This window comes from Acinetobacter sp. TUM15071 (assembly GCF_008980925.1).
Taxonomy (GTDB): domain Bacteria; phylum Pseudomonadota; class Gammaproteobacteria; order Pseudomonadales; family Moraxellaceae; genus Acinetobacter; species Acinetobacter dispersus.
The window spans coordinates 375128-388924 of sequence record NZ_BKGB01000001.1 but is presented as its reverse complement, the minus strand read 5'-3'; the positions used below and the strand labels follow the sequence as shown (position 1 = coordinate 388924).

Sequence of the window (13797 nt, the reverse complement as noted above, 5' to 3'; positions counted from 1 at the left end):
CATCTGAGCGAATACGCGCTCGCATCAATGATTAGGAGAAAACATCATGAATGCGTTCAAAGGTCAAACTTTTCAGATGAACCAAATAATTAATATACATCAAGTAGTATTATTTGTTGGTGTTAGCCGTTCAACAATATATGAAATGATGGATGAAAACTCCCCTTATTTTGATCCAACGTTTCCAAAGAAAATTACGATCTCGCAAAAACGTATTGGTTGGTCAGCTTGGGAAATTAATCAATGGATTGAAGCTAAGTTAGCTAATCGTGAATAGGGAGAAGATACTCCCTATTTTTTTTTAATTAAAATATAAATTAGTGTTCGATTTTAAATACTAGAAAGTAAAAAAAAGCAATCCTACAGTTAAGACAAGATTAGCTTTGAGTGGGAGGTTAGATATTGTTAATAAGTAATAATATCATCATATAACCGTATATGTATCTTGACGGTATTCATTGGTAAAAGTTATTGTTATATAAAATATTTTTAAATAAATTTTAAGAATGAACCATTTTAAGGTTGTCAAGGTGCTTTATGGCTAAACCTCTAAGAAAGGCTAATAGGGAGGGTGTTTTATACACTCGACGTAGTATAGTTGAATGTGAGATTGATGAAATAGAAAAGATTAATGCTGAAGAGATTGTGACTAGAAGTAGTATTTGGCCAAATTCAGTAGTCGGTTTCATTTCAAGTGAAACATTGCTTTATTTTATTCGGAATACTGATAATTTTTGGCTTCGTGAAAAGTTACTGACAAGCCTTTTAGAAAGAATAGTTCGTAATCTTTCTAAATTTCATAGTGCAGGTGGAGCAAGTCCATCGTTAATTAATATGGAAATCCGCGATAAAGTCCTTGATGATTTTATTGATCTATTATTAGCAGATCAGGTTAGTTATGATGAGCGGCTTGACTATTTTGAGGTTAACTTTAATGCTGCTTTAGCTAAAGATCGAATTGATGCACAAAATAAAATTCAAAATAAAGATAATCTCACTCAAGGATTATATGGTGAAGATGACGATATCCTACCAGAGGTTGAAAATGCGATAGAGGCCTATGATCCTTTCGATGAAGATGAGCTGGACAAAGAATATTACCGACGCAACTTACATGAGGCGATTAACGATTTATCACTACTTCAGCAACGTATTGTCTTAATGTGGTGTCATGATATACCAATTATTTCGAAAGACCCGAATGAAATGACGATTAGTAAAGCGTTAAATAAGTCAGATAAAACTATTCGCACTCATCGCGACTCTGCGTTTGCAATTTTACGTAAGAGAATGGAACATAAGGAGAAATTATAATGAAAAATCAACATATTTCTCGAGAGGATGTATTGAGAGACTTTTCAGTAGAATTTGACTCTAGTCAAAGTACCTTACGCAAGTATTTAATAGAATTTCCTCAATATGCTAATGAACTAGTCGATCTGTCACTTGAGTTGTCTCGTGAAATTGATGACAGTGTATCACTTACTCTAGATGATCAAAAAAGTATTAAATCTGCATTAGACCGTTTTCGTATTGGGCTTGCCCAACAATCGGAAATAGTAGATATCCCTCCACAGCGTTTTTCAAATGCAGCAAAATTATTAGATCTTCCGATGCAGGTTTTAATTGCTTTTGGTGGAAGAAGAGTTGAGCTAGCTTCTGTTCCGTTACATTTTCTTAATAAGCTTGCGGCTGTTCTCCAAGTGACAACGGTCCAACTGAAAGCTTTTCTCACATTACCACCAATACAACCTCAACGTAGTTATAAGTCGAATGTGAAACCAACTGCACCAAATAAGGTTTCTTTCGAAAAGGTGCTTCATGAGGCACTTATTCCGGAAGAGCGAATTCAAAAGATTATAAATAAAGGCGAATGATATGGATGCTATCGAGATCGCTCGCCAGCGTGCTGATAAATTACATCATGAGGCTGTAAAAAGGGGGCTAGATCCTTGGAACTCATATGCTTTTGCTGTTGGTGAAGCTGTGTTCCGGGAGATTACTGTAGAAAAATGTTTACAAGGCTCAGATGAATTAAATGGTGGGCGTGCGTTCTTTGATAGTGTCTATAGATTAATTACACATGAAAATTCAGGTTCACTTTTTGAACAAGCATTCCTTGTAGCGCATGAAATTGGTCATGTTGAACTAGGTGATGATACGCAAGATGAGTATGTTATTAATATTGACCCTGCTAGGACAACTGAAACGGAACTATCCGGAATAAGTAGTATTGTGGATTATAACCATCGACAAAGACGTGAAGTTCAGATGGATCTTTTTGCACGAGAGTTCTTAATTCCACGTTCAGTTGTCAAAAAACTGCATCTTGAGTGCCAAATGACTTGTAGCGATATCGCTAGTAAGCTTGGAGCCCCCTTTGATGTAGTTGCACAGCAAATGCTAGATGCAATGCTGTTACCAATGGTGGAACATAAGCCACCAATCATGGATCTAGAAAAGCCCCTTAATCAAAAGCAGAATGATGCAGTAAATCATAGAGGCCCTGCTTTTTTACTTCAAGCAGGTCCAGGTACTGGTAAGACACGGACTCTCATAGCTAGAGTGGAAAGTTTGTTAAATGAAGAGGTTGATCCTCAACGAATACTATTATTAACCTTCTCAAATAAAGCAGCTGCAGAAATATCAGAACGTATCGCACGTAAGCAACCTCATGAGGCAGCAGCTCTTTGGATCGGGACTTTTCATGGATTTGGCCTTGATCTGCTCCGTAGATTTCATGATCTATGTGATTTACCTGCGGAACTTCGCTTAATGGATCGTACTGAAGCTGTGGAGCTTCTTGAAGATGCGTTTTTACGTCTTAATTTAATCCACTATCGTAATTTATATGATCCTTCCCAAAATATCGTTGATATTCTTAATGCTATTTCTAGAGCAAAAGATGAGGTTATAGATGCGCTAGAATATCGAGTTCTTGCAGAGAATATGTTAGCAAAGGCCATTAGTGCGGAAGAGCGGGAAACTGCTGAACGTGCTTTAGAAGTTGCAACAGTTTACGACGTTTATGAAAAGATAAAAAAACAGGCTAATTGTTTAGATTTTGGTGATTTAGTTATGCTTCCCGTACAGTTATTGGAGGCTAATGAAGAACTGCGTAAACAACTACAGCATGATTATTTACATGTATTAGTAGATGAATACCAAGATGTTAATAGAAGCAGTATTAGATTATTAAAAGCTCTTAAGCCATATGGTGAGAATCTTTGGGTTGTTGGTGATGCAAAACAGTCAATTTATCGTTTTCGTGGGGCATCTTCATTTAATATATCTCGTTTTTGCGTAGAAGATTTTCCTGGGAGTGTAGCCCAGTCGCTACAAATTAATTATCGTTCAACTTCAGAGATTGTAAATGCATTTTCATGCTTTGCATTAGATATGAAAACAGGCGGTAGAAACAGTGCTCTTACAGCAAATCGCCCTACATCAGGCTATCTTCCAGAAATACAAATAGCAGAAAGTGGTGACATGATAAGTTGCACTTTAGCTGAATCAATCAAAAAAATGCATGATTTGGGTTTTAAGTATCGAGATCAAGCAGTTTTATGTAGAGGAAATGACAAACTTTCAGAGCTAGGGCAGGATCTAGAGCGATTAGGAGTTCCTGTATTATTTTTGGGTAGTTTATTTGAGCGACCAGAAATTAAAGATCTTATAGCCTTGGTCTCTCTTTTAACTGATAAACGTGCTTCTGGATTAATTCGTATTGCATGTTGTTCAGAATTTAAGATGTCTATGGAAGATGTCATTAAAATTTTAGAGCATCTACGTACTAACGAAAAAAATATTTGGGACGACGATATCTCATTGTTAGATTTATCCTCAGAAGGATTATTTTCATTTGAAAAATTAAAAACTGTATTACAAGGCTTTAATAATCATTCACATCCTTGGAATGTTTTAGCGACTGTACTTTTAGATCGCACACGAATGTTAGCAGAAATTGCAACATCAGCCACTGTTGGCGATAAAGCTGGATGTGTTGCTATTTGGAAGTTTATGAATTTTGCCCGTCAACAAATTAAAGGAAACTCTTTTCCTGTATTGAAAATGATGATGCGAATGCGTCGCTTAATTAAACTAAATGATGATCGTGATCTTAGTCAGCTTCCAACCGCAGTGCAAAATATTGATGCGGTTAGATTGATGACTATTCATGGTTCAAAAGGTCTTGAATTTCCTGTTGTTCATTTAAGTGGAGTTAATCAGGATACATTACCTGGAAGTTATAGACAGTCAAAGTGTCCACCACCTGAAGGTATGGTTGCTGGTAGTAATAGTTCTTCCAATGATATAGCCAAAGAAGCTCATGACAATGAACAAGAGTGTCTTTTTTATGTAGCTATGTCACGTGCACAAGATAGATTATTTTTTTATGGAGCAAGAAGTAAAGGAATTAAAAAAACTAAACGACCACTTTCTAATTTTTTAGGTAGGTTAGGGCCCGTTCATCGTATTGAAACTTTACCAATATTGCAATTACCAATATCACAAGAAAACATCCCATTATTAGTAGAATTCCAAGGTGATGTAAATTTTAGCTCTAATGCTTTGGATTTATATGATAGGTGTCCTAGACGTTTTCTATATACTCATATTTTAAGCATTGGTGGGCGCAGACAAGAAACTGCATTTATGCAGATGCATGAAGCTGTAAGAGAGGTGTTTCAAGCATTAATTGGCTTAGATCCTTCAACAAATTGGAAGCCCATGTTGGAGGCTAGTTTTGAAAAGTTCGGGTTACATAATCATGGTTACATAAATGATTATCGTAAAATTGCTGAAATGATGCTCAATTATTTTACACGATCCAGAGATGGGGCAATTCTTGAAGTTTCTGATAAATTAATTTTAAATGTTGCAGATGTTAAGGTAACGATTCATGTTGATGAAATTCTGTTACGGGATGGAGCCCGTAAATTACGCTGTATCTTAACAGGCCATGCTCCTAATTCAGATCCAAAAAGTATAAAACATGCAGCATTTTTCCTAGCTGCAAAAAGAACTTTTCCTAACTCATCTGCGGAACTAGTTTTTTTAGCCGATAATAAAGTTCACCCCCTCGAGTTTAAATTAAATGCTCTAAGCAATTGTGAAGATAAACTAATAAAAATTTCTAGTCGAATCCGCAATGGTGATTTTAAGATAGCAGATTCAGCTTTTAACTGTCCTAGCTGTCCTGCCTTATTTATTTGCGGTAAAGTCCCGACAGGTACAATAAAGAAAAAATTTTAAAAAAGTTAAAAATAATTTACCGACGTCACGCTATCAATCCGATTAAAGGTATGTAACCAGAAAATTTCTTCTGGTCAAACTTTAAGAGGTATTTTTATGAATCCTATTCAGGATGATTTTGATGATGTTGGTGAAGCAATTCGTGAGAATCGCCCATTAAGAGCTGCTCAGGGCTATAGAGTTCATGTTGCAATTGATAACGTAAATTTTCAACAAGCTTTTATTTCAGACCCGCTCCCTACAGGTCGACAAATATTAAATGCAGTAGAGCTGGACGATCGTGATGAGCTAGTTCTTTATGCGATATTACCCTCTGGTGATTTTGAAGATATACGATTGAATGAAACTTTTGATTTACGTGGACGAGAAGTTGAACGTTTTATTGTTTTCCGCACAGATAGAGTATTCAGCTTAACACTTGATAGCCGTCAACTTAGATGGGGACAGCCAATAATTGAAGCGAATAGTTTGTATGTGTTATCTGGCATTGGGTCAGAGCAAGCTGTTTTCCTAGAGGTTAGAGGTGGAACAGATCGACTTATTGAACCTGATGAAAAACTCGATCTTGCTACTTCTGGAATAGAGCATTTTATAACGGCAAAAAGACCGCTACAAGATTATACGATTATTGTTAATTCTCGAGAGGAATTAGTTCCTAGTAAGGTTGTGACATTCGAACAGATTGTGCAATTGGCATTTCCTGGTGCGTCTTGCGAATCAAATATTACTTACTCTATGACTTATCGCAATGCGGCATCTAAGCCGCATGCTGGTGAGCTTGCAGAAGGTGGGGTTGTTGAAGTTAAACATAAAGGGACGATATTCAATGTCACAAAAACTATTCAGTCTTAATAATGATTTACGCCAGCTTCGTGAAGCTGGCTATTTTGTTCAAATTATTGGTGGCTTCCTAGTGATGAAGGAGGTTCCTTATGTGAATGCACAAAACTGCATTAAAAAAGGTACTCTTATCACAACCCTAGACCTTGCGGGGGACAATACCCGTAAACCTGAGTGTCATGTTATGCATTGGGATGGGGAATATCCTTGTAAAGCAAATGGAAATCCTTTAAATGAAATTCGTCATGTTACTCAACATATGGATTTTGGACACGGTATAACCGCTGAACATAGCTTTTCAAGTAAACCAGGGCCAGAAGGATACCCAGATTACTTTGCTAAAATGTCTACTTATGCAACGATATTGGCTGGTCCAGCAGCAGTATTGCAGCCCGGAATTAGCCCAAAAATATTTCGTGCGCCTGATGAAACAGAAAGTGATAGTGTTTTTAACTATATTGATACTGCTTCAGATCGTGTGGGCATCGGTAAACTTTCAGAAAAATTAGAAGGTGAAGTGATTTCGATTATTGGTACAGGAGGAACAGGAAGCTATATTATTGATTTAGTTTCTAAGACTCCAGTTCGTGAAATTCGTTTATTCGATGCAGATGAGTTTTTGCAACATAACGCATTTCGTGCACCTGGTGCCCCATCGTTAGAAGAGCTTCGAAATGCCCCATTGAAAGTAGATTATTTCAAAAGTATTTACGACCGAATGCATCGTAATATTGTCGCAAATAAAGTTAGTTTAAATGGAACTAATCTTGAGCTATTAAACGGAACTACTTTTGCATTTATTTGTATTGATTCTGGTGAGGAAAAGAAATCTATAATTCAGAAGTTAGAGTTAATGAACATACCTTTTATTGATGTCGGAATGGGACTAGAACTTGTTAACGGAAGCCTTGGAGGAATTCTACGAGTAACTAGTAGTACTCCTGATAAAAGAGAACATGTTCATTCTGGTCGTATTTCTTTTGCAGGCATTGGTCAAGATGAGTTATATGCTTCTAATATACAAGTTGCTGATTTAAATGCACTAAATGCAACTTTGGCTGTTATTAAATGGAAGAAGATTAGAGGCTTTTATAGTGATTTAGAGAATGAACACCATTGTACTTATACTACTGATGGTAATATGCTCTTGAACGGGGATCAAATATGCTAAAAATAAAGAAGCTAGAGAACCATTTTATCCGTAATATTCCGCGTGATATTAGTAAAGGAGTTTTATATATCTCAATGGAATATGCAACAGCTGTGCATAGTTGCTGTTGTGGCTGTGGTGAACAAGTTGTTACACCATTTTCACCAACCGATTGGAAAATGATTTTTGATGGTGAAACCGTTTCTTTGACACCGTCTGTAGGTAATTGGAATTTAGCATGCCGTTCGCACTACATTATTAAGCAGAATACAGTTATAGAAGCTGGTAATTGGAGTCAAAGCCAAATAAAGGCAGAACGAAAACGGGATCAATTGGCTAAAACTGCTTATTATCAATCTAAAGTTGAAAATGACTCTGTAGTTCATAATAGTGAAAAAGCAACTTCAATTGTTATTAAGAAGTCTTCATGGGGCAAGAGACTTTTGGATTTAATACTAGGGTGGACACGATTCTTAAAATGAAAAATTGTCAAACAAATAGGTTTATAGACTATCTGGCCAACTTTTATTATTTAGTTCAAAATACTCTCTCTTTCTAAGAAAGGGAGGGTATGGTCGAAATTTAAGAGTATTTATGAATTTTCTCTAATATTCTTGAGCAAGAATTTTAATCGCCAAAAATATAAGAAGATAAGGGGTGAGATTGGGTGCATTTGAAATATTTAATTAATTATAATCTTTACAAAACAATTATTTATTGATCTAGTTCAACTGACGCCACCTCTGCTATGTAAAGACTAAAAATAAATAAACAAAAGTTTAAACGATATTTTTACAGCTGATGACAGCTCCTGAAATTTTTATGCCTTATCTTCATTTTTCAATTGAATAGTTAATTTAAGTGATCAAGTTTGAAACGCGATATTGAAAGGAAATTTGCATGAAAATATTCCCAAATCCATTTACTAATAAACATAAGAAGAATGCCTTAGCACGTATTTTTAGAGCATTAATATTGGGGAAAATAAAGTGGGTTGAATCAAAAAGATTCTATCTGGCAATGCTGCACCTAGAGCGTTATTTAGATGGGTTAATATAAATTTAAAGAAAAAATAACAGATGTTTTTTGTGAGTTGGTGTAACTTTTTGTATTTATGGTGTGTTATATTTAAACTATAGTTTAAGTAGAGCTTTTACATAGCTTTCAAATAATTAGAGAAAATCTATGCATCATACTAACTTTACTTATGAGTGTTTAGCAGACAGACTGTCCAATATTTTAACTAAGTTAAATATAAGATATCAATTGGGTATAAAAGAACTAGCCGCTGAGTTTGGGGTAAGTATATGCACTATTTCTAGTGATTTTGATCGTCTTAATAGTTATTTGCCATTTTTACGAGATGATGAAATGAAAAAACTCTACTTAGGATCAAATTATTTAGGGAAAATTGCGCCACAAGATATCCGTAATTTTGCACAACTCTCAGGAATTAGTAATTTATATCCTTCATTATATATGTCTTTTTTATGTGGGCTTTTAGATAGTAGAGCACATTATATTTATAGTGCTAAAGGTCACTCTTTTAAGGGCATAAGTCAGTTTAAAGAATTATTTAAAGTGCTTGGAAAAGAAATTCAAGAACATAGCCAAATGGGCTTTTTATATAAAGGGGAATATAGACTGGTTCAGCCTTATCGTTTAATTCATCATCACGGCAGTTGGTACTTGGCTGCGGTGAGAAAAAATCAACTACGTACTTATCGTTTTTCGCGTATTCAATTTATGCACGCTATATATGAATATTCTTAATTTATTCCAGATCAGAATATTGTAAAACTTGTGGAAGATGATTGCAGTATCTGGTTTGGTCAGGATAATTAGGAAATCATTTTAACTATTGATAGTCAGGTTACTTTAAATAGAGATTAATACGACCGGAACAGAGAGTTGGAGGATGGTGGTTTACTCGTATCTTCTAAGATTAATCATGACATGCAGTTATTATATTTGATTCAATTCTGGATTATTTATTTAAAAACAGTGAGTCCGAAAGGGTAGTAGAGATAATTGGAAATAAGCTTAGAATAATATTGTATTTTAAGTTGAAAATATTTTATTTAAAAAGTATTATTTATAAATTAATTGGTTAGGGGTAGTGATACATGAATAGTCATATTAATTTAAATCATCCTGAGAATATTTATGATGATTTAAAGGGGGAAATATCAAATTTGATTGCGGCAATTGTTGAAAATGAACAGTTTTTAGATGTTAATTTAGTGGGGGGTAAACTAAATGAATCTAAGCAAATTTTAAGCTTTCAGAAAAAAGAAATTGAACAAAAGATGGATGAGCTTAAATGTAATTCCGAATGGGATTATTTTACGATTGCTTTTTTTGGTGAAACTAATGCCGGTAAATCAACACTCATAGAGGTGCTACGTCTCCTATTTTCTGAAAAAACTAAAAGTGAATTACAAGCAAAATTTAATGCACTTAAAAATGAGTTTTTATTAGATGAAGAAGTATACAGTCAGTTAAAAATCGCTGATAATGAAATTAATAATAAAATTTTAGAAAATAATCAAAAATTAAAGGAGGTAGAAAAAAACTATACTCAGAAGTTGGAAGATTATCAAAAAATACTAAATGCTCTTAAACATGAATATAATGAGAAGATTGCTGATCAGTCTTTAGTAAATGAAAAAAAATTAGAGGTTTTTAATACACAGATTGTGTCTTTAAAAGAGATAATTCAATACAAAAAGAAAAATATGTCTTGGTGGTTAAAAATAATTTATATTTTTAAACGCCTAGAAGAAGAAAAACAAATTGGTTTAATTGAGCTAGAGTTAATCAAACAAAAAGCTCAATTAGATGCAGAGCTAAAATTGTTGAAGGAAAAAATCGAAGAGGAATATACTTTAAAAAAATCATATCTTTCAACGATAGAAGACGAATATGATGTAACAAGAAAAACAGCGAACCCAATTACTCTGCAGTTAGAAAATGAAAAGAAAACGATTGAACAGCAATTGCAACAATTTGAAAATATGTTGGAACAGCTAAGACCGTTTGAAGATGGCCAAATTATGGGAGATGGTCGAAGTGACTTCACTAGAGAGAGTAAAGAGTTTTTATTTGATATTAATAGAACGCAGGTCAAATTAATCGATGTACCAGGAATTGAAGGTGATGAAAAACTAGTTGAGAACGAAATTTCTAAAGCTGTTACAAAAGCACATGCTGTTTTCTATGTCACAAGTAAAGATGCAGCCCCAAATGAAGGTACGCTTCAAAAGATTAAAACACACCTTGTTGATCAGACAGAAGTTTGGACTATCTACAATAAGCCTGTTACATCACCTAGATCATTAAAAAATGGCTTGATCAGTAATGATGATGAAAGAGGAGCCTTAAATGATCTAAATAAATTAATGGAAGGCGCATTAGATAATAATTACAAGGACTATACTGTGGTGGCTGGGCTAGCAGCATTTTACGCAGTAGCCAATTGCTTGGTTCCATTCGGTGAAAAAAATCGTAATCAGATAAAATTCTTAAACAATTCGGATCGTGAAGAATTAAAGGAGAAATCCGGGCTTAGTAAATTCCAAGAGCATTTAGCTCAAAGAGTCATTGGAGATGTGCCTTATAAGATTAAAGCAAGTAACTTCAATAAAGTGAATTATGTTCTAAAACAAACAGTAGAGAAGTTAAATAATATTCATAATGGTTTTTCTGATTTAAAGCTGAATATTGATAAGCAAGTGGCTGTTACTAAGCAAGAAATTGATAGTGAATACTTGGACTTAGTGCAAAGTCTTAAAACGATGATTGAAAAAACCGTTCAAGATTTTGAGCGTAAGACTCGCCAAGAAGTCTATACGAGGATTGAAAGTGATATTAGTAATGATGATTTTAAAGGTATCTTAAAGCGACAGATTGATAACAATCTTGAATCAGTGAGCAAAGATCTCATTGCTGGGTTTAAAACAAAGACCTCGCAGTTTGATGAAAATTTAAAGGAAAAATTACAGAAACTTTCTTCACGGTTAGCCAGTATTCAAAATAACTTTAAAGCTGATGATGTGACAGGATTGAATAATAATGTTTCATTGAAATTTGATATTAATAGTGGCATTAACAAAATGGGACTGCTTGGTGTTGGTATAGGTGTAGGTGCTGCAATGTGGTGGAATCCGGCTGGTTGGGTTGCAATATCATTAACGGCCGCCGGTTTGTTATTTAGTTTTGCAAAAGCAATTTGGAGCTTTTTCGACTCAGACTTTAAAAAATCTGAGCAAAAGAAAAGTGTTGATAAAAATTTATCAAATATTGTGAAAGAGCTTAAAAAAGTTGCTAGAGAGAATTTGAGTGATGTTGAAGGAAAAATTGAGCCTTCATTATTGGATTTAAAGAAAAAGCTAAATGAGCCAAGTGATCAAATTACAGGGCTTGTAAACGATATGCAGCAATCAATCAAAATGTTTAAAACTCTATCAAATAATATTAGCGGCGCTTACGAGGTAAAATAAATGTCTGAAACTTTAAAACGTTATCAAGATAATCAGGCTAAAGTAATCAATTTATTAAGTAAATTAGAGGGCTTTATTACACAAGGGCAAGAGTTTGGTTTAGATGTCTCAACAGATATCAAGGCTAAGTTAAAGAACTCATTAAATATTTTGCAAGGTGATAAACTTAAAATTGCACTTATAGGTGGATTTTCGGAAGGTAAAACCTCAATTGCTGCTGCATGGTTAGGTAAAATTGACCCAGCAACCATGAATATTAGTGCTTCTGAATCATCAAATGTAGTTAAAATTTATGACATTGATGAAGAGTATCAACTCATTGATACACCAGGGTTATACGGCTATAAAGAGCAAGTGAACACTGATGCTCAAGAGATTGAAAAATATAAAGACATCACAAAAAAATATGTAAGTGAAGCACATATTGTTCTTTATGTAATGAACTCTAAAAATCCGATCAAAGAAAGTCATATTGAAGATTTGAAATGGTTGTTTAAAGATTTGAACTTACTTCCAAGAACAGTTTTTGTATTGAGTCGTTTTGATGAAGTTGCAGATGTAGAAGATGAATTAGATTACCAAGATAAATTTAAAATTAAAGAGCAAAATGTTAAAGACAGATTAACTTATCTCTTATCTCTTTCTATGCAGGAAACCAATAATTTACAAATAGTAGCAGTTTCAGCGAATCCATTTGATGAGGGTGTTCATTATTGGATGGAAAATCGAGATGAATTTGAACAATTGTCTCATATAAAATTATTGCAGAATGCTACTAGTGAAATTGTGAAAAAAAGTGGTGGTTATACTGGTTTAATTGAAGAGACCAGAAAGTCCATTATTAGTGATATTTTGATTAAGAAAATACCTGAAATTGAAGAGCAACAATCCCTGCTATCAAAAGAAATGGAGAAGCTTACTCAAGTTTATGAAATTGAAACTGGTACATTGAATTTAATTTCCAAAAAAATTGCCAATGCAAAAACAAATTTAAGATCTAGTTTTAATGGATATTTCCAAGATTTAGTAATGCAGGTCCAAGGTACTAGTCTAGAGACTATAGGTGAGTTTTTAGCTAGAGAGGTTGGAGATAAAGGGGGAGTTATCTCAAGTAAGATTAATGAGTATTTTCAAAATGAAACGAATCAAATCAATATTGCATTAAATACACAAGCAGTTAATTTTAATGCAGAAATTGATAATATTGACACTGCTGTGGGATCATTGACTAAAAAAGGCCTTAATCACTTAGCAAAAAATATTAAGTTGGATAATACAACCATTTTAGCTGCTAGGGATGGTCTAGTTGCTGGTGGGCAACTGATTGGACTTAACTTAAAAGAAGCTTTGAAATTTCAACCATGGGGAGCCGTTAACTTAGCCAGTAACATTAACGCAGCCCTACCTCTTATTGGTATTGCAGTTGAAGCTTGGGACACTTGGAATCAAGCGAAGAAACAAGAAGAGTTTCAGTTGGCAAGAAAGAGTTTGGTAGCGAATTTACAAAACCAACAAAGAGAGATATTAGAATTGATAGACCAAGATGAATTTATTGAAAAATTCTTCCCTATTTACAAAGAGCTAAAAAATAAAGTTGAAGAGATAAAATTGATGCATACGGATCATGAATCAAAGACTAAGTCTTTTGTCACTTGGAGAAAAGAGGGAATGATTATTGAAGGGGAATTTAGAAGTTTATCATAGACTTTATATTTATATTATGGTCTTTGATGTGATTGAAAATACATCAGAGACCATTAACTCATCCTTTATTTTTGGTATTAACGTCGATAAATACAGCACTAAGTAAGGCATTATTCCATTGGGGGGACGACTTACTGTATAGGGATGCAAGATTACAGCGGCAGCCAAACAAACGTGTGCAAGATGAATATACATTTAGTGCTTATCGCATTTTATTAAGCTGTGGTGAAAATGGATTGATCTTGTATGTGGAAGACCAAATGACATATGAGTTTTATCTCGTTGTGGAGTCAAAACCTTTGAAGATTTAAGCTTTTAATTTATCTGTACATGTAGTTTTATAAG

Annotated in this window: 10 protein-coding genes; all 10 read left to right on the top strand. The window is 34.2% G+C overall.

The window, feature by feature from the left end:
* The first annotated feature begins 46 nt into the window (after positions 1 to 46).
* Positions 47 to 277 (top strand): AlpA family transcriptional regulator, encoded by a 231-nt coding sequence (locus tag GBI66_RS01735; RefSeq protein WP_151714954.1) that lies wholly within the window; start codon positions 47 to 49, stop codon positions 275 to 277.
* Between the two features lie 260 nt (positions 278 to 537).
* Positions 538 to 1314 (top strand): sigma-70 family RNA polymerase sigma factor, encoded by a 777-nt coding sequence (locus tag GBI66_RS01730; protein WP_151714953.1) that lies wholly within the window; start codon positions 538 to 540, stop codon positions 1312 to 1314.
* Positions 1314 to 1877, top strand: a complete 564-nt coding sequence (locus GBI66_RS01725; protein WP_151714952.1) for a hypothetical protein — start codon at positions 1314 to 1316, stop codon at positions 1875 to 1877. Before GBI66_RS01730 ends, GBI66_RS01725 begins: the two co-directional genes overlap by 1 nt.
* 1 nt (position 1878) lies before the next feature.
* Positions 1879 to 5256: a UvrD-helicase domain-containing protein gene (locus GBI66_RS01720; protein WP_151714951.1), complete on the top strand. Its 3378-nt coding sequence runs from the start codon at positions 1879 to 1881 to the stop codon at positions 5254 to 5256.
* 96 nt (positions 5257 to 5352) lie between these two features.
* Entirely contained in the window at positions 5353 to 6108 is a 756-nt protein-coding gene (locus GBI66_RS01715) for a multiubiquitin domain-containing protein (RefSeq protein ID WP_151714950.1), read from the top strand.
* Complete coding sequence (locus tag GBI66_RS01710; RefSeq protein WP_151714949.1) at positions 6083 to 7267, top strand: ThiF family adenylyltransferase; 1185 nt, start codon at positions 6083 to 6085, stop codon at positions 7265 to 7267. Before GBI66_RS01715 ends, GBI66_RS01710 begins: the two co-directional genes overlap by 26 nt.
* Positions 7261 to 7728 carry a DUF6527 family protein gene (locus GBI66_RS01705; RefSeq protein ID WP_151714948.1) on the top strand — a complete coding sequence of 156 codons (468 nt, stop codon included), beginning with the start codon at positions 7261 to 7263 and terminating at the stop codon, positions 7726 to 7728. The genes GBI66_RS01710 and GBI66_RS01705 overlap by 7 nt, the downstream gene beginning before the upstream one ends.
* A gap of 703 nt (positions 7729 to 8431) precedes the next feature.
* Positions 8432 to 9019 (top strand): WYL domain-containing protein, encoded by a 588-nt coding sequence (locus GBI66_RS01700; protein WP_308464055.1) that lies wholly within the window; start codon positions 8432 to 8434, stop codon positions 9017 to 9019.
* Positions 9020 to 9372: 353 nt separating this feature from the next.
* Positions 9373 to 11748, top strand: a complete 2376-nt coding sequence (locus tag GBI66_RS01695) for a hypothetical protein (protein WP_151714947.1) — start codon at positions 9373 to 9375, stop codon at positions 11746 to 11748.
* Positions 11749 to 13452: a LeoA/HP0731 family dynamin-like GTPase gene (locus tag GBI66_RS01690; RefSeq protein WP_151714946.1), complete on the top strand. Its 1704-nt coding sequence runs from the start codon at positions 11749 to 11751 to the stop codon at positions 13450 to 13452. It begins immediately after the preceding gene.
* Positions 13453 to 13797: the final 345 nt, after the last annotated feature.